Origin of the sequence: Rubrimonas cliftonensis (genome assembly GCF_900107585.1) — a bacterium.
GTDB lineage: Bacteria > Pseudomonadota > Alphaproteobacteria > Rhodobacterales > Rhodobacteraceae > Rubrimonas > Rubrimonas cliftonensis.
The window spans coordinates 40,669-57,115 of the sequence record NZ_FNQM01000013.1 but is presented as its reverse complement, the minus strand read 5'-3'; the positions used below and the strand labels follow the sequence as shown (position 1 = coordinate 57,115).

Below are 16,447 nucleotides of genomic sequence, written 5' to 3'. Positions count from 1 at the left end.
GGCCCTCGGCCGCCGGCTCAGTCGCCCTGCGCCACGCCCTTGCGCAGCAGCCGCGCCCGACGCGCGCGGTAGGACGGCAGCAGCACCAGCGCCGTGGCGATCACCAGCAGGCCGATGGTCATCGGCCGCTCCAGGATGAAGCCGAACCCGTCATAGAGCTGCATCGCGCGGGCGAAGTTGTCCTCCAGCATCCGGCCAAGGATGAACCCGATCAGCAGCGGCGCCAGCGGATAGTCCGCGAAGCGCAGCACCGTCGCCGCCAGCCCCAGCCCGACGAGGATCAGCAGTTCCGTCGCGTTGTTCTGGCCGATGTAGCTGCCCATCAGGGTGAAGAACAGGATGAACGGAATCAGGTAGTTGCGCGGTATGGCCAGCAGCTTCGCGATGTAGGGGATCAGCGGCAGGTTCAGCATCAGCAGCACGAGATTGCCGAGATACATCGAGATGATGACGGACCAGAAGATGTCCGGCTCGTCGATCATCAGCCGCGGCCCGGGCGAGACGTTGAGCGACATCAGCGCGCCGAGCAGGATCGCCGTCGTGCCCGAACCGGGGATGCCAAGCGTCAGCAGCGGCACGAAACTGCCCGAGCAGGCGGCGTTGTTGGCCGATTCCGGCGCGGCGAGGCCCTTGATCGAGCCCTTGCCGAACTCCGCCTGCTCCTCCTTGGTGGCGAGGTTGCGCTCCACGGCGTAGCCGAGGAAGGAGGCGATCGTCGCCCCGGCGCCGGGAAGAACGCCGATGAAGAAGCCCTGAAGCGACTGCCGCCCGATCACCGGCGCTATCGTCCAGGCCTCCTCGCGCGTGATGCGCATGTCCCTGATCTCGCCGCCGCCCTCGCCCGCCTTGCCGGAGCGGTTGGGGTCGAGCACGAGATACAGCGCCTCGGGCAGGGCGAACATCGCCATGGCCAGCGTGATGAAGCTGAAGCCGGACTGGAACTCCTGCACGCCGCCGGTGAAGCGCGGCGCGTTGAAGAGCGCGGCCTCGCCCACGGTCGCCATGATCAGCCCCAGCACGGTCATCATCAGCGCCTTGCCGACGCTGCCCGACCCCGCGAAGGCGGCGATGGCGGAGAGGCCCAGCACCATCAGCGCGAAGTACTCCGCGGAGTGGAACAGCAGCGCGACGGAGGAGAGCGCCGGCGCGAAGGCCATCAGCAGGATCGCGCCGATGGTGCCGCCGCAGAACGACGCGATTGCCGCGATGGTCAGCGCCTTGCCGGCCTGCCCCCTGCGCGCCATCGGGTAGCCGTCGAAGGCCGTCGCCACGGTCGAGGCGACGCCCGGCGCATTGATGAGGATCGACGACGTCGAGCCGCCGAAGATCGCCCCGTAATAGACGCCCGCCAGCAGGATCAGCGCCGAGGACGGATCGCCGATCGAGATGGCGATGGGGATCATGATGGCGATGATCGACATCGGCCCAAGGCCGGGGAGCATGCCGATCAGCGTCCCGATGATGCAGCCCGACACCACCATGACGATGTTGAACGGCGAGATCGCCGTCATGAGCCCCTGCAGCATTCCTTCCATCATGGCGCGGCGCTCCCGAGGCGATCAGAGGAAGGAGGGCAGGGGACGCAGGAAGATGCCGAGCACCTCCTGCACCAGCCACCAGACCGAGAGCGACGCGGCCAGCGCCACCGGGATGAGGATGTGCAGCTTGCGTTCGCCCAGCGTCATCGCGCCGGCGATCAGGAAGCCCGCCGTCGAGCCGATGAAGCCGAGCGGCCGCAGCAGCAGCGCATAGGCCACCATCAGGCCCATCAGCAGCAGCGCCTGGCCGAGCTTGTAGTCGGTGAGCCGGCGGTAATCGATGTCGCCCTCCTTGGGGGGCGCGGGCGGCGGCTGGGTCAGCACCACGGCAAGGCCGATCAGCAGGCCGACGATCGACAGAACCTTCGGAAAGCTCGACGGCCACACCGGGTTGCGCCGCATGAAGGGCGGCAGCGAACCGTCCATGCCGAACCAGGCGGTCCAGCCATAGACGAGGCAGATCGCGATGAAGACGAGGGCGATGCAGCGGTCGAGCGCCATGGGCGGGCCTTCCGTGAAGCGCCCGCGCGAAGGGTTTTCCCTCCGCACGGGCGGGGGGCGTCAGAGGAAGCCCAGCTTGGTCATCAGCGCCTTCATCTCGGCTTCCTGCTTCTCCAGGAACGCCGTGAACTCGGGGCCCGAGTTGTGGATGTTCACCCAGCCGTTGCGGGCCCGCACCTCTTCCCACGCCTCGGTCTCGTACATCGCCGCGATGGTCTCGCGGTAGGCCGCCGCCTGATCCTCCGGCAGGCCCGGCGCCGCGAAGAAGCCGCGCCAGTTGACGAACTCCATGTCGACGCCCTGCTCCCTGAAGGTCGGCGCGTCGGGATAGGCGGGCACGCGCTCGGTCGCCGTGATGCCGATGATCTTCACCTCGCCGGCCCGCGCCAGCTCGATGGCCTCGGAGAGCCCGGTCGAGAGCGCCTTGATCTCGCCCGACAGCAGCGCCGCCATCGCAGGGCCGCCGGTGTCGTAGGGAATGTACTTGACCGCCAGCGGGTCGGCGCCGGACGCCTGCATGATCATCGAGGTGATCAGATGGTCCATCCCGCCCGGCACCGAGCCGCCGCCGATGGCGACCTGGTTGGGGTTGGCGTCGTAGGCGGCCTTGAGGTCGCCGAAACTGTTGATCGGGCTGTCGGTGTTGACGACGAGCGCCGCATAGTCGCCGACGACGCCGGCGATGTTGGTCAGGTCGCGGAAGGTCTGGTCGACCTCACCGTTTAGTCCGCGGATGATCATCGGCGTCGAGTTGACCATCAGCACGTTGTAGTTGGACCGGGCGTTGTCGATCAGCCAGGTCATCGCCTTGCCGCCGCCGCCGCCCGACATGTTCTCGAACGATGCGTTTCCGACGAGGCCGGCCCTGGTCAGCGCCTCGCCCACGCCGCGGGCGGTGCCGTCCCAGCCGCCGCCGGCGCCGCCGGGAATGAGGAAGTGCACGCTGCCGATCTTCGGCTCGGCCTGGGCGACGCCGCCCAGCGAAAGCGCGAAGGCTGCTGCGCAGGCGGCGAGCCCGCGGCGCGTCAGAAGGATGGTCATCTTGATCACGTCTCCCCGGATGCGGCTCCGTTGACGCAAGCCTGCGCCGGAACCGGTTTTGAACCGCCACCCTGCCACGCCGACCGCCATTTGCAAGCCGCGCCCGGCTGCGACGCCGAGCCGCGCATGTCCGGCGGCGCTTGACCTTCCACTTGCTGGAAGCCCCATCTCCGCTCCCGACGGTGCGGAGGTGACTAGATGGACGGTTCGACCCCCCCTGAGGACGCCGACCGCGGCGGGCGGGCGGGCGCGACCGATGACGGGCGCTCCGCCGCATTCGCCGTCGAGGGGATGACGTGCGGCGGATGCGCCGCGCGCATCCAGCGGTCGCTCGATGCGGCGCCGGGCGTGGCGTCGGCCTCGGTGAACTTCGCCGCGCGCCGCGCCACCGTGACTTTGACGCCCGAAGGCGGCTGGGCCGCCGTCGAGCGCGCCGTGCGAGACGCGGGCTACGCCCCCGGGTTGACCGAAGCGAGTTTCGACGTCTCGGGCCTGCGCTGCGGGGCCTGCGTCGGGCGGCTCGAGGCCGCCCTCGCCGCGGCGCCTCGGGTCAGGGATGTCTCGGTCAACCTCGCGACCGGGCGGGCGAAAGTGCGCAGCCTCGGCGCAACCCCGCGCGAGGCGCTGTCCGCAGCCGCCCGGAAAGCCGGGTATCCGCTTGTGGAGGAGCATGTTCCCGGAGCCGCCGCCGATCGCGGCGAGGGGGCCGCGGCGCGCGAGACGGCGGCGCTCGGCCGACGCGCCGCGCTCGCCGGCCTCGCCACGGCGCCGCTCGTGGTCCTGGAGATGGGCGGGCATGCGTCGCCCGCCTTCGGCGCGTGGGCCGCGTCCGCGCTCGGCGGCTTCGCCGGATGGCTGGCGTTCGCGCTCGCTAGCGTCGTCCTGTTCGGGCCGGGGCGGGCGTTCTTCGTGGACGGCGCTCGGGCGCTTGCGCGCGGCGCGCCGGACATGAACGCGCTGGTGATGCTGGGCGCAGGCGCGGCGTGGGCCTATTCGACGGCCGCGCTGATCGCGGCGGGGCCGACGGCGGAAGCCGCGGGCCATGTGTACTTCGAGAGCGGCGCCGTGATCGTGACGCTCATCCTGCTCGGCCGCTGGCTGGAGGGCCGGGCGCGGGGCCGCGCCGGCGCCGCCATCCGCAGTCTCGTCGCCTTGCAGCCGCCCACCGCGCTCGTGCTGCGCGAGGGCGTTCCGGTGGAGAAGACCGTGGCGGCGCTGGCCGTGGGCGAACTCGTGCTTCTGCGCCCCGGCGCACGCGCGCCGGTCGACGGCGTGGTGACCGAGGGCGAGAGCTGGATCGACGAGAGCATGGTGACGGGTGAGCCGGCGCCTGCGCGCAAGGGCCCCGGCGACGCGGTGACGGGCGGCACGGTCAACGGCGCCGGCGCGCTGACCTTCCGCGCCGAGCGCGTCGGCGCCGACACGCTGCTCGCCCGGATCGTCGCCATGGTCGAGACGGCCCAGGGCGCCAAGCTGCCGATCCAGTCGCTGGTCAACCGGGTGACGCTGTGGTTCGTTCCGGCGATCCTCGTCGTCGCGGCGCTGACGCTCGGCTTCTGGCTCTGGGCGGCGCCGGAGCAGGCGGTGTCGCACGCCGTCGCGGTGCTGATCGTCGCCTGTCCCTGCGCCATGGGTCTGGCGACGCCGATATCCATTGTGGTGGGGACCGGGCGCGGCGCCGAGCTTGGCGTGCTTTTCCGGCGCGGTGCGGCGCTTCAGGCCCTGCGCGACGTCGATGTGGCCGCCTTCGACAAGACCGGCACGCTCACCGAAGGCCGTCCCGCGGTGACGGAGGTGACGGCGCTCGACGGCGACGGCGCCGCGCTTCTCGCCGATGCGGCGGCGGTGGAGGCCCTCTCGGAGCACCCCGTCGCCCGCGCCGTGCGCGAGGCCGCCGCGGCGCGGGGCCTTGCCCCTGCGTCGGCCGACGGCTTCCGGGCGGAGACGGGCCGCGGCGTCTCGGCGACCGTTGCAGGAAGGCTCGTCCTCGTGGGCTCTGCGCGGATGCTGCGCGAGGCGGGCGTCGACCTCGCGCCGCTCTCGGCGGCGGCCGCGCGCGCTGACGAAGCCGGCGCGACGGCCCTCTGCGTCGCCGTCGACGGCCGGCCCGCCGGGCTGATCGCCGTGGCCGATCCGATCAAGCCGGGCGCCGGGGCGGCGCTCGCGGAGCTTAAGGCGCTGGGCCTCAAGCTCGTGATGGTCACCGGAGACGCCGAGGCCGCCGCGCGCGCCGTGGCCCGTCAGCTCGGGCTCGAAACGGTCCATGCCGGCGTGCTGCCCGCCGAGAAGGCCGAGGTCGTCGCGGCGCTTCAGACGTCAGGCCGCCGGGTCGCCTTCATCGGCGACGGCGTCAACGACGCGCCCGCCCTTGCGCAGGCCGACGTTGGTGTGGCCATCGGGGCAGGAACCGACATCGCCATCGAGAGCGCGGACGTGGTGCTGATGGCGGATGACCTCGCCGCCGCGGCGAAGGCCGTGCGCCTCTCGCGGGCGACGATGGCGAACATCCGCCAGAACCTCGTCTGGGCGTTCGGCTACAACGCCGCGCTGATTCCCGTTGCGGCGGGGGTGCTGGCGTCCTGGGGCGTTACGCTCTCGCCGATGCTGGCGGGCGCGGCGATGGCGCTCTCGTCAGTCAGCGTCGTCGCCAACGCGCTGAGGCTGCGCCGGGCGGGCTGAGCCGCCTGGCGGGCGCGCCCCGTCAGACCATGGCGCGCAGCGCGGCCATCTGGTCCGCGACGAGCTTGACCGCCATTTCGTCGGTGAGCCTGCCGTCCTCGAACGCGCTCATGGCGCCGCCGACCATGATTTCCGGCCCGAGCACGATGCGCGGGCGGAACGCCACGAGGCAGTGACGCAGCGTCATCTGCGCCCGCGCGCCCCCCGCCTTGCCGGCGGCGGCGGACATGATCGCGGTCGGCTTGCCGGCGAAGGCCATCGGCGGAATCCGGCTGACCCAGTCGAGCGCGTTCTTCAGCACGCCGGACAGGCCGGCGTTGTATTCCGGCGTCGAGATGATGATCGCATCCGCCGCGCGGATCTGGTCGACGAGGGTCGTCACCTCCGCCGGCATCCCCCTGTCCTCAAGATCGCCGTCGTAGAGCGGCAGGCGCAGGTCGGCGAGCGTGAAGTCCGCGTCGCCGAACGCCTCGGCCGCGACGCTCACGAGCTGCGTGTTCAGGCTGTCGGCCCTGAGCGAGCCGGAAATGCCGAGCAGGTTCATCTGCTGTCCCTCATGACGATGTGTTGCAGCGCCACATAAGCAGGATTTCCCGCCGCGTCAGTGCGCGACGGGAAACGGATCGTTCACGCCTGACGATTTTCCCGCTTCCGGCGGGCCGTTTCGCCTCAGCCGTGGATCGGCCCGTCGCCGCAGGCCATCGCCGCCTCGCGCATCGCCTCCGAGAAGGTCGGGTGCGCGTGGCAGGTGCGGGCGAGGTCTTCGGCCGAGGCGCCGAACTCCATGGCGACGCAGACCTCGTGGATCAGGTCGCCCGCCATCGGTCCGATGACATGGGCGCCGAGGATGCGGTCGGTCGCCTTGTCGGCGAGGATCTTCACGAAGCCGTCGGTGGCGAAATGCGCCTTGGCGCGGCCGTTGCCCATGAAGCTGAACTTGCCCGCCTTGTAGGCGCGGCCCGCCTCCTTCAGCTGCTCCTCGGTCTGGCCGACCATCGCCACCTCCGGCGACGTGTAGATCACCGACGGGATCACGCCGTAGTTGACGTGGCCGTGCTGGCCGGCGAGCTGCTCGGCCACCGCCACGCCCTCGTCCTCGGCCTTGTGGGCGAGCATCGGACCGGCGATCACGTCGCCGATGGCGAGCACGCCCTCGACGTTGGTGCGCCAGTGCGCGTCGGTCCTGACGCGCCCGCGCTCGTCGAGCGCCACGCCCAGCGCCTCCAGCCCGAGCCCCTTGGTGAACGGGCGGCGTCCGGTGGCGACCAGCACCACGTCGGCGTCCATCTCGTGGGCGCTGTCGTCCTTGCGCAGGCTGTAGGCGACCTTCAACTTGGTCTTGAGCTTCTCCACGCCCGAGACGGCGGCGCCCATGACGAAATCGATACCCTGCTTGCGCAGGATCTTCTGGAAGGTCTTGCACACCTCCAGGTCCATGCCCGGAGTGATCTGGTCGAGATACTCGATCACCGCGACCTCGGAACCGAGACGCTTCCAGACCGAGCCGAGCTCCAGCCCGATCACGCCGGCGCCGATGATCACCAGCTTCCTGGGAACTTTCGGGATGTCGAGCGCGCCGGTGCTGTCCACCACACGCTCCTGATCGACCTCCACGCCCTTGAGCGGCGACGGCTCGGAGCCGGTGGCGATGACGATGTTCCTCGCCTTGTGGACGCCCGCGTTCTCGCCCTCGACCGTCACCTCGCCTTTTGCCGAGATGCGGCCCCAGCCCTTGATCCAGTCGACCTTGTTCTTCTTGAACAGGAACTCGATGCCCTTCACGTTGCTGTCCACGACGGACTGCTTGTAGCCCAGCATCTTGGGCACGTCGACGCTGACCGACTTCGCGTTGATGCCCATGGCGGCGAAGTTGCCCTCCGCCTCGTGCGCGAACTCGGAGGCGTGCAGCAGCGCCTTGGACGGGATGCAGCCCACGTTGAGGCAGGTGCCGCCGAGCGCGCCGCGGCCCTCGACCACCGCCGTCTTCAGGCCGAGCTGCGCGGCGCGGATCGCGCAGACATAGCCGCCCGGGCCGCCGCCGATGATGATGACGTCGTATTCGGCCATGGGGTTCTCCTAGAACAGCGCAGCGAGCAGCATGAGGACGGTGGCGAGGAGCCCGACGGCCCAGATCGCCGAGCGCCATGGCGCCCAACCGTAGGCGTAGGCGGGCACATAGACCACCCGCGCGAGCAGGTAGGCCCAGGCGCAGGCGGCGGTGAAGGCGGTCGACTGCCCCGAAACCGCGACGACCAGCGCGGCCGGCGTGAACAGCGCCAGCCCCTCGATGTGGTTCTGGAAGGCGCGTTGCAGTCGGGCGGTGCGGCCTTCGAGCTTCACGCCTTCGTCGCGCGGCCCGGCGAGATATCTCGTGCCGATGTCCCTGTTCGCCGGTACGGCGAACAGGAACAGCTGGGCGATGGCGAGCAGCAGGGCGAGCGAGAGGACGGTGAGTTCGGGGGTCACGGGAGGGCCTCCATCATCGGTTCGAGCGTCCCGCCTGCGCCTCCGGGGCCGGTGAACGTCGCGACGACGCCCGCCGCCCCTTCGGCTATCGCGAAAAGGTTGGCCGCGCCCAGCGCCGCCATAAGCGCGCGGAGGCGTTCGGGCCTCGGCGTGCGCAGCGTGACGCCGGCGCAGCGCAGCCCGGCGTCGGCCATGCGGCCCGCCGGATGCGGCCCCGCCGGCCACTCGATCAGCAGCGGCGCGGCGCCGTCCTCGGCGGGCGCGCCGTTCGCGGTCACGGCGAAGCGCCAATGCAACTCGCCCCGCCTCAGCGCCTCCGGCCGGCCAAGGTCGAACCCGGCGCGCGCCGCCGCCGCCAGCGCCGCGTCCAGATCGTCGGTCGCGGCGACGAGGAAGGGGCGCGGGCCATGCGTCAGCGTCTCCGGGCGGTCGAGACCGAACCAGCGCGGACGGGCGGGGGGGGCGCCGGGGTCGGCGGCGATCACTTCCAGGAAGCTGTCCGGTCCCGTCGCGCCGAGCAGGTTGTGCGTGCCCATCAGCGGATGCGCTCCGCCCGGCCCGATTTTGACGCCGAGCCGCGCCCGGACAAGGTCCGCGCCCGCCTCCAGCGTGTCGGCGGCGAGCGCGATGTGGTCGAAGCGGATCACGGGCGGCTCATGGGGCGGCTCACGCCGTCACAGGTCCATCAGCAGGCGGCGGGGATCTTCGAGGCTCTCCTTGACCCGCACGAGGAAGGTGACGGCCTCCTTGCCGTCCACGATGCGGTGGTCGTAGCTGAGGGCGAGATACATCATCGGGCGGATGACGATCTGACCGCCGACCACCACGGGCCGCTCCTGGATCTTGTGCATGCCGAGGATGCCCGACTGCGGCGGGTTGAGGATGGGCGAGGACATCAGCGAGCCGTAGACGCCGCCGTTGGAGATGGTGAAGGTGCCGCCCTGCATCTCGTCCATGGTCAGCTTGCCGTCGCGGGCGCGCAGGCCGAAGTCGGAGATGGTCTTCTCGATCTCGGCGAAGCCCATCTGGTCGGCGTCGCGCACCACCGGCACCACCAGCCCGTTCGGTGTGCCGACGGCCACGCCGATATGGCAGTAATGCTTGTAGACGATCTCGGTCCCGTCGATCTCGGCGTTGACGGCCGCGACCTCCTTGAGCGCATGGGTGCAGGCCTTCACGAAGAAGCCCATGAAGCCGAGTTTGGTCTTGTGCTTCTTCTCGAACAGTTCCTTGTATTCGTTGCGCAGGCCCATGACGCCGGACATGTCCACCTCGTTGTAGGTGGTGAGCATGGCGGCGGTGTTCTGCGCATCCTTCAGCCGGCGGGCGATGGTCTGGCGAAGGCGGGTCATCTTCACGCGCTTCTCGCGCGCGGCGTCCGCCACCGCGACCGGGCCGCGGGAGGCGGGGGCCTTGAGCGCCGCCTCGGCCCTGGTCCCGAGTTCGGCGACCGCCTTGAGCACGTCCTCCTTCATTACGCGCCCGTCGCGGCCGGAGCCCGCGACCTGGTCGCGGGAGAGGCCGGCCTCCGCCATCGCCTTCCTGGCCGACGGCGCGTCCTCCACGTCGGCACGGTCGGGCTTCGAGGCCGGCGTGGCGGGCTCTGGCGCGGGCTCTGGCGCAGCCTCCGCCTTCGGCGCGGGCTTGGTCCCGCCATCGGCCGCGCCGGCGCCTTCCTCGATGGTGGCCAGCAGCGCGTTGACGCCCACGGTGTCGCCCTCCGCCGCCACATGCTCGACCAGACGCCCCGCCGCCGGCGCCGGCACCTCCACCGTCACCTTGTCGGTCTCGAGCTCGCACAGCATCTCATCCACGGCGACCGTGTCTCCCGGCTGCTTGAACCAGGTGGCGATCGTCGCTTCCGAGACCGATTCGCCCAGCGTCGGCACGCGCACTTCCGTCGTCATCGTCGTCTTCCCCTCGAGGTTGCTGCGCTCAGCCGGCCAACGCCGCGTCGATCAGATCAGCCTGTTCCTGCTTGTGGCGCGAGGCGAGGCCTGTCGCCGGCGACGCCGACGCCGAGCGGCCCGCATAGCGCGGCCGCGTGGTCGCGCAGCCGATGCGGCCCAGCACCCATTCCAGATTGGGCTCCACGAAAGTCCACGCGCCCTGGTTCTTCGGCTCTTCCTGGCACCAGATCACGTCGGCCTGCTTGAAGCGCCCCAGCTCCTTGGTCAGCGACATCGCCGGGAACGGGTAGAACTGCTCCAGCCGCAGGATGTAAACGTCGTCGAGTCCACGCCTGTCGCGCTCCTCCAGCAGGTCATAGTAGACCTTGCCCGAGCAGATCACGACGCGGCTGATCTTGTCGTCCGCCTTCAGCGTGATGTCGGCGCCGCCCAACTCCGCATCGTCCCACAGAACCCGGTGGAAGCTGGAGCCGTCGGCCATCTCCTTCAGCTTGCTCACGCATTTCTTGTGACGCAGCAATGATTTGGGCGTCATAAGGATCAGCGGCTTGCGGAAGCTCCGGTGCAGCTGCCGCCGCAGGATGTGGAAATAGTTCGCCGGAGTGGTGCAGTTGGCGATGATCCAGTTGTCCTGTGCGGAGAGCTGCAGGAACCGCTCCAGACGCGCCGAGGAGTGCTCGGGCCCCTGCCCCTCGTAGCCGTGCGGCAGCAGCATCACGAGGCCCGACATGCGCAGCCACTTCGCCTCGCCCGAGCAGATGAACTGGTCGATCATGATCTGGGCGCCGTTGGCGAAGTCGCCGAACTGCGCCTCCCACAGCACCAGCGCGTTCGGCTCAGACAGCGTGTAGCCGTATTCGTAGCCGAGCACCGCGTATTCGGAGAGCATCGAGTCGATGACCTCGTACTGCGACTGCCCCTCGCGGATGTGGTTGAGCGGGTAGTGGCGCTCCTCGGTCTCCTGATCGACGATGCCGCTGTGGCGCTGGGAGAAGGTGCCGCGCGTGCAGTCCTGCCCCGACAGGCGAACAGGGTAGCCTTCGAGCAACAGCGCGCCGAAGGCGAGCGCCTCGGCCGTCGCCCAGTCGATGCCCTCGCCGGTGTCGATCATCTCGCGCTTGGCCGCCATCAGCCGCTCGATGGTGCGGTGGGGCGAGAAGCCTTCGGGGATGGTCGAGATGCCGCGGCCGATCTCGCGCAGCGTCTCCATCGCCGTGGCGGTGTCGCCGGGCTGGTAGTCGCCCTGCCCGCTTTCGAGATGCTTCCAGCGCCCGTCGAGCCAGTCGGCCTTGTTGGGCTTGTAGTCGCGCCCGGCCTCGAAGGCGGCGTTCATGCGCTCGGCGAACTCGGCGCGCGCCTCGTCGAGTTCGGTGCGCGAGATCAGCCCGTCGTCGATCAGCCGCTGGCCGTAAAGCTGCAGCGTGGTCTTCTGCTTCTTGATCGCCTTGTACATCAGCGGCTGGGTGAACATGGGCTCGTCGCCCTCGTTGTGCCCGAACCGGCGGTAGCAGAAGATGTCGATGACGACGTCCTTCTGGAACTTCTGGCGATATTCGGTCGCGACTTTGGCGGCGTGCACCACCGCCTCGGGGTCGTCGCCGTTCACGTGGAAGATCGGCGCGTCGACCATCTTGGCGATGTCGGTCGGGTAGGGCGAGGAGCGCGAGAAGGCCGGCGAGGTCGTGAACCCGATCTGGTTGTTGACGATGATGTGCATGGTGCCGCCGGTGCGGTGGCCGCGCAGGCCGGAGAGGCCGAAGCACTCCGCCACCACGCCCTGCCCCGCAAAGGCGGCGTCGCCGTGCAGCAGCACCGGGATGACCTTGGTGCGGTCGCGCCCCGCCTGCTCCTGCTTGGCGCGGACCTTGCCGAGCACGACCGGGTTCACCGCCTCTAGGTGCGAGGGGTTGGCGGTCAGCGAGATGTGGACGCTGTTGCCGTCGAACTCGCGGTCGGAGCTCGCGCCGAGATGGTATTTCACGTCGCCCGAGCCGTCGACGCTGTCGGGCTTGAAGCTGCCGCCCTGGAACTCGTTGAAGATGGCGCGGTAGGGCTTGCCCATCACCGCCGCCAGCACCGAGAGCCGCCCGCGGTGGGGCATGCCGAACACCAGCTCCTGCGCGCCCAGCGCGCCGCCGCGCTTGATGATCTGCTCCAGCGCCGGGATCAGCGCCTCGCCGCCGTCGAGCCCGAAGCGCTTGGTGCCCTGGTACTTGACGTGCAGGAACTTCTCGAAGCCCTCCGCCTCGATCAGCTTGTTGAGGATCGCGCGCCGGCCCTCGATGGTGAAGCTGATCTCCTTGCCGTAGCCCTCGATGCGGGACTGCAGCCAGCTTTTCTCCTCGGGGTCCTGCAGGTGCATGAACTGCAGCGCGAAGGTGCCCTGGTAGGTGCGCTTCACCAGCGCGTGGATCTCGCGCATGGTGGCGGTCTCAAGGCCCAGCACGTTGTCGATGAAGATCGGGCGGTCGAGGTCGCCCTCCCTGAAGCCGAAGAACGCCGGGTCGAACTCGGGGTGCGCCGGCATCGGGTTCAGCTTCAGCGGGTCGAGGTCCGCGCCGAGATGGCCGCGCGAGCGGAAGCTGCGGATGAACATGATCGCACGGATCGAATCGAGCGAGGCGGCGCGCATCTGCGCCGGCGTGACCTCGACGCCGGCCGCGTCGGCCTTCGCCCTGATCTTCTCGCCGATCTTCGCCGCCGCCGCCTCCGGCCACTGGCCGTCGAGCGCGGCGATCAGCTCGCCGTTCATCTGCGGCGGCCAGTCGGCGCGCTCCCAAGGGGCGCCGGCGGCTTCCTCGCGCACCGCCATGTTCTCGTCGCCCAGCGCGGCGAAGAACTCCCGCCAGCCCTCGTCGACGGCGTTGGGGTTGGCCGCGTAGCGGGCATACATCTGCTCGACGTATTCCGCGTTGCCGCCCTGCAGGAAGGAGGTGGAGTGGAACGCGTCGTTTCCGCTCTGATCGGTCATGGCTCACGGGGGCGCCTTGCGGCGTCCAGGTCCCTGATTGAGGCGCCGCGACCGTCGCGACGCTCAGCGCAAACTCGCACCCTGTTGGCCCCTGGGGCGCCAAAAGTCGATGCGCACAGAAGCCGCGCCCCCGTCAGGCGGGCGGCGGGCCGTAGGCGTTGGTCTCAGTGTCGCCCCGGCTTGCGAGCCAGTAGATCAGTAGGATCCACAGGACGAGAATGACGAGTCCGAGAACGAGGCCGAGCGCCCCGCCGAGCGCCGGCGCCACCGAGAAGCCCGCCGCCGACAGCACGACCGTCAGCAGCCCGGCGCCGTTCGGCGCCACCAGCCACCAGCCAGAGCGCCCCGTGTCGTGCAGCCTGCGCCAGCCCACGGCGAGGAAAGGCAGGAACGTCAGCAGCGAGACGACGAGCGCGAAGGGGCTGGCCGACTGCTGCGCCGCGGTCATCTCCATCGTCCGCGTCGTGCCGTCCGCCAGCGACTCCGTGCGCTCCACCTCGATCATCTCGACGCCGAAGAACGTGAGATCGGCGGCCGTCGCGGCGATGTTCAGCGCCACCACCACGAGCGCGAACCACCAGTATTCCGGCCGCGCCGCGCGCCCCGAGAACGTCGCGTACTTGCGCAGGCAGGTCGAGACGGCCTCAAGGACGCCCATCTCAGCCTCCGATCGCCTTGATGACGGCCTCGCCGAGACCCGCCGGGCTGTCGGCCACGACGATGCCGGCGGATTTCATCGCCTCGATCTTGTCCTCCGCGCCGCCCTTGCCGCCGGCGATGATCGCGCCCGCATGGCCCATGCGGCGGCCCGGCGGCGCGGTGCGGCCGGCGATGAAGCCCGCGACCGGCTTGCCGCGGCCGGCCTTCTTCTCGTCGGCGATGAACTGGGCGGCGGTCTCCTCGGCGTCGCCGCCGATCTCGCCGATCATGATGATGCTCGTCGTCTCGGGGTCGCGCAGCAGCCACTCGATGGCGTCGAGATGCTCGGTGCCCTTGATCGGGTCGCCGCCGATGCCGATGCAGGTGCTCTGGCCGAGGCCCGCATCGGTGGTCTGCTTCACGGCCTCATAGGTCAGCGTGCCCGAGCGCGAGACGACGCCGACCGAGCCGCGGCGGTGGATGTGGCCGGGCATGATGCCGATCTTGCAGGCGTCCGGCGTGATGACGCCGGGGCAGTTCGGCCCGATCAGCACCGACTTCGAGCCCATCAGCGCGCGCTTCACCTTCATCATGTCGAGCACGGGGATGCCCTCGGTGATGCAGACGATCAGCTCCAGCTCGGCGTCGATGGCTTCGAGGATCGCGTCGGCGGCGAAGGGCGGCGGCACGTAGATGGCGGAGGCGTGGCAGCCGGTCGCCTCCTTGGCCTGAACCACGGTGTCGAACACCGGCAAGCCGATATGGTTGGAGCCGCCTTTGCCCGGCGTAACGCCGCCGACCATCTTCGTCCCGTAGGCGATGGCCTGCTCGGAGTGGAAGGTGCCCTGCGCGCCGGTGAGGCCCTGGCAGATGACTTTGGTGTTGGCATCGACGAGAACGGCCATGGGGTTCCTCTCTGGTCTACATTCTCAGGATGATCTGCGACGTCCCGTCCTCAACGCAGAGCGGGTCGTTGCCGGCGTTGCCGACGGAGACGGCGATCAGCCTCTGGGGCGCAAGAAAGTGGTAGCCCGAACATTCGGCGTTCCGGCCCTCGGGGTCGCTGGGACGAATGTTGCGGCCTTCGGGGGTTCCCTCGGCGATCTGGCCGGTGAACAACCGGCCGAGCGCGGCGCGCGCAAGGGGGAGCGCTTCGCCGACGCCGATGGTCTGCGAACTGATCGCGCAGAAGCGTTCCTCGGGAGAGACCATCGCCGAGACGTCGCCGCCGGGAACGGCGAACCAGTGGTGGACTTCGCCGCCCCCCCAGTCCTCCGGGCGGTAGTCGAAGCCCGCCGCGTGGAACGCCGGCAGCATGCGTTCCGGCGTCAGGTAGTTCGTGACGCAAAGCTGCATCGCGACGCCGATGTTCGCCTCGGCCGCTTCTCGCGCGGTCTGCGCCGCCGCCGGCCCCGCGAGCAGGCCCAGCGCGATGATCAGAGCGACCCGCATCGCCCGATCAGCCCTTCACGGCCGCGACGATCTTCTGCGCGGCGTCGGCGAGGTTGTCGGCGGCGATGACGTTGAGCCCCGACTCGTTGATGATCTTCTTGCCGAGTTCGACGTTGGTGCCCTCCAGCCGCACCACCAGCGGCACCGAGAGGCCGACCTCCTTCACCGCGGCGATGGTGCCCTCGGCGATGACGTCGCAGCGCATGATGCCGCCGAAGATGTTGACGAGGATGCCCTTCACCTTCGGGTCGGCGGTGATGATCTTGAACGCCTCCGTCACCTTCTCCTTGGTCGCGCCGCCGCCGACGTCGAGGAAGTTGGCGGGCGAGGAGCCGTAGAGCTGGATGATGTCCATCGTCGCCATCGCCAGCCCGGCGCCGTTGACCATGCAGCCGATCTCGCCGTCCAGCGCGATGTAGTTGAGGTCGTACTTGGAGGCCGCCAGCTCCTTGGGGTCCTCCTCGGTCTCGTCGCGCATCTCCAGCACGGCCTTCTGGCGGTAGAGGCTGTTGCTGTCGAAGTTCATCTTGCAGTCGAGGCACTTGAGGTCGCCCTCGCCGTCCACGATCAGCGGGTTGATCTCCAGCAGCGAGACGTCGCGCGCCATGAACAGGCGGTAGAGCTTCTCGATCAGGTCCACGCACTGGCGGATCTGCTTGCCTTCGAGGCCCAGCGCGAACGCCACCTTGCGGCCGTGGAAGCCCGAGATGCCGGACGCCGGGTCGACGCTGAAGGTAAGGATCTTCTCGGGGGTGGAATGCGCCACCTCCTCGATGTCCATGCCGCCCTCGGTGGAGACGATGAAGGCGACGCGCGAGGTGGCGCGGTCCACCAGCATCGAGAGGTAGAGCTCGCGCTGGATGTCAGAGCCGGCCTCGATGTAGACGCGGTTGACCTGCTTGCCGGCCGGCCCGGTCTGGATCGTGACCAGCGTGCGGCCCAGCATCGCTTCGGTGAAGGCCACGGCCTCGTCCACCGACTTCGCGAGGCGAACGCCGCCCTTCTCGCCCGCCTCGGCCTCCTTGAACGAGCCCTTGCCGCGGCCGCCGGCGTGGATCTGCGCCTTCACGACCCAGAGCGGGCCGCCGAGGCTCTCGGCGGCGGCGCGGGCGTCGGCGGCGTCCATCACGGCGACGCCGGCGGAAACCGGCATGCCGAATTCCTTCAGCAGCGTCTTGGCCTGGTACTCGTGGATGTTCATGGCGGTCGGTTCCCCCCCGGACAGCGGCGTGCGCATCACCCTCTCGGGG

At 69.8% G+C, this 16,447-nt stretch carries 14 protein-coding genes; 1 reads left to right on the top strand and 13 read right to left on the bottom strand.

Going from position 1 to position 16,447, the window contains the following annotated elements; all coding sequences use genetic code 11:
- Positions 1-17 precede the first annotated feature (17 nt).
- From BLW43_RS16580 to BLW43_RS16570, 3 genes are read right to left on the bottom strand one after another with little or no spacing between them, the layout of a single operon-like run.
- On the bottom strand, positions 18-1,538 hold the full coding sequence (locus tag BLW43_RS16580) for a tripartite tricarboxylate transporter permease (RefSeq protein WP_093255164.1): 1,521 nt from the start codon (positions 1,536-1,538) through the stop codon (positions 18-20).
- Between the two features lie 21 nt (positions 1,539-1,559).
- Positions 1,560-2,039 (bottom strand): tripartite tricarboxylate transporter TctB family protein, encoded by a 480-nt coding sequence (locus BLW43_RS16575; protein ID WP_093255162.1) that lies wholly within the window; start codon positions 2,037-2,039, stop codon positions 1,560-1,562.
- 60 nt (positions 2,040-2,099) lie between these two features.
- Positions 2,100-3,080, bottom strand: a complete 981-nt coding sequence (locus tag BLW43_RS16570; RefSeq protein WP_093255249.1) for a Bug family tripartite tricarboxylate transporter substrate binding protein — start codon at positions 3,078-3,080, stop codon at positions 2,100-2,102.
- 198 nt (positions 3,081-3,278) lie between these two features.
- Here BLW43_RS16570 and BLW43_RS16565 point away from each other — a divergent pair, with 198 nt between their 5' ends.
- The gene (locus tag BLW43_RS16565; RefSeq protein WP_093255161.1) at positions 3,279-5,759 is read left to right on the top strand and encodes a heavy metal translocating P-type ATPase; all 2,481 of its coding nucleotides are present in this window, start codon (positions 3,279-3,281) and stop codon (positions 5,757-5,759) included.
- 22 nt (positions 5,760-5,781) lie between these two features.
- Here the strand turns inward: BLW43_RS16565 and BLW43_RS16560 are convergent, their stop codons facing one another.
- The 10 genes from BLW43_RS16560 to sucC form a co-directional block, all read right to left on the bottom strand.
- The gene (locus BLW43_RS16560; RefSeq protein WP_093255159.1) at positions 5,782-6,303 is read right to left on the bottom strand and encodes an NADPH-dependent FMN reductase; all 522 of its coding nucleotides are present in this window, start codon (positions 6,301-6,303) and stop codon (positions 5,782-5,784) included.
- A gap of 125 nt (positions 6,304-6,428) precedes the next feature.
- Positions 6,429-7,826 carry a dihydrolipoyl dehydrogenase gene (gene lpdA, locus BLW43_RS16555; protein ID WP_093255158.1) on the bottom strand — a complete coding sequence of 466 codons (1,398 nt, stop codon included), beginning with the start codon at positions 7,824-7,826 and terminating at the stop codon, positions 6,429-6,431.
- A gap of 9 nt (positions 7,827-7,835) precedes the next feature.
- The gene (locus BLW43_RS16550) at positions 7,836-8,225 is read right to left on the bottom strand and encodes an MAPEG family protein (RefSeq protein ID WP_093255156.1); all 390 of its coding nucleotides are present in this window, start codon (positions 8,223-8,225) and stop codon (positions 7,836-7,838) included.
- The gene (locus BLW43_RS16545) at positions 8,222-8,872 is read right to left on the bottom strand and encodes a VOC family protein (RefSeq protein ID WP_093255155.1); all 651 of its coding nucleotides are present in this window, start codon (positions 8,870-8,872) and stop codon (positions 8,222-8,224) included. The genes BLW43_RS16550 and BLW43_RS16545 overlap by 4 nt, the downstream gene beginning before the upstream one ends.
- Positions 8,873-8,899: 27 nt before the next feature.
- Positions 8,900-10,132, bottom strand: a complete 1,233-nt coding sequence (gene odhB, locus BLW43_RS16540; protein ID WP_093255153.1) for a 2-oxoglutarate dehydrogenase complex dihydrolipoyllysine-residue succinyltransferase — start codon at positions 10,130-10,132, stop codon at positions 8,900-8,902.
- 28 nt (positions 10,133-10,160) lie between these two features.
- Positions 10,161-13,106: a 2-oxoglutarate dehydrogenase E1 component gene (locus tag BLW43_RS16535; RefSeq protein ID WP_093255152.1), complete on the bottom strand. Its 2,946-nt coding sequence runs from the start codon at positions 13,104-13,106 to the stop codon at positions 10,161-10,163.
- A 133-nt stretch (positions 13,107-13,239) separates the two neighbouring features.
- On the bottom strand, positions 13,240-13,764 hold the full coding sequence (locus BLW43_RS16530) for a DUF805 domain-containing protein (RefSeq protein ID WP_093255150.1): 525 nt from the start codon (positions 13,762-13,764) through the stop codon (positions 13,240-13,242).
- 1 nt (position 13,765) lies between these two features.
- Positions 13,766-14,650, bottom strand: coding sequence for a succinate--CoA ligase subunit alpha (sucD, locus tag BLW43_RS16525; RefSeq protein WP_093255149.1), 885 nt, complete (start codon positions 14,648-14,650; stop codon positions 13,766-13,768).
- A gap of 16 nt (positions 14,651-14,666) precedes the next feature.
- The gene (locus BLW43_RS16520; RefSeq protein ID WP_093255147.1) at positions 14,667-15,197 is read right to left on the bottom strand and encodes a hypothetical protein; all 531 of its coding nucleotides are present in this window, start codon (positions 15,195-15,197) and stop codon (positions 14,667-14,669) included.
- A 7-nt stretch (positions 15,198-15,204) separates the two neighbouring features.
- Complete coding sequence (sucC, locus tag BLW43_RS16515) at positions 15,205-16,398, bottom strand: ADP-forming succinate--CoA ligase subunit beta (protein WP_093255247.1); 1,194 nt, start codon at positions 16,396-16,398, stop codon at positions 15,205-15,207.
- Positions 16,399-16,447: the final 49 nt, after the last annotated feature.

Coding starts and splice junctions, on each gene's coding strand:
- BLW43_RS16580 (WP_093255164.1), bottom strand. CDS start 1,538: ATGATGGAAGGAATGCTGCAGGGGCTCATGACGGCGATCTCGCCGTTC.
- BLW43_RS16575 (WP_093255162.1), bottom strand. CDS start 2,039: ATGGCGCTCGACCGCTGCATCGCCCTCGTCTTCATCGCGATCTGCCTC.
- BLW43_RS16570 (WP_093255249.1), bottom strand. CDS start 3,080: ATGACCATCCTTCTGACGCGCCGCGGGCTCGCCGCCTGCGCAGCAGCC.
- BLW43_RS16565 (WP_093255161.1), top strand. CDS start 3,279: ATGGACGGTTCGACCCCCCCTGAGGACGCCGACCGCGGCGGGCGGGCG.
- BLW43_RS16560 (WP_093255159.1), bottom strand. CDS start 6,303: ATGAACCTGCTCGGCATTTCCGGCTCGCTCAGGGCCGACAGCCTGAAC.
- lpdA (WP_093255158.1), bottom strand. CDS start 7,826: ATGGCCGAATACGACGTCATCATCATCGGCGGCGGCCCGGGCGGCTAT.
- odhB (WP_093255153.1), bottom strand. CDS start 10,132: ATGACGACGGAAGTGCGCGTGCCGACGCTGGGCGAATCGGTCTCGGAA.
- BLW43_RS16535 (WP_093255152.1), bottom strand. CDS start 13,106: ATGACCGATCAGAGCGGAAACGACGCGTTCCACTCCACCTCCTTCCTG.
- BLW43_RS16530 (WP_093255150.1), bottom strand. CDS start 13,764: ATGGGCGTCCTTGAGGCCGTCTCGACCTGCCTGCGCAAGTACGCGACG.
- sucD (WP_093255149.1), bottom strand. CDS start 14,650: ATGGCCGTTCTCGTCGATGCCAACACCAAAGTCATCTGCCAGGGCCTC.
- BLW43_RS16520 (WP_093255147.1), bottom strand. CDS start 15,197: ATGCGGGTCGCTCTGATCATCGCGCTGGGCCTGCTCGCGGGGCCGGCG.
- sucC (WP_093255247.1), bottom strand. CDS start 16,398: ATGAACATCCACGAGTACCAGGCCAAGACGCTGCTGAAGGAATTCGGC.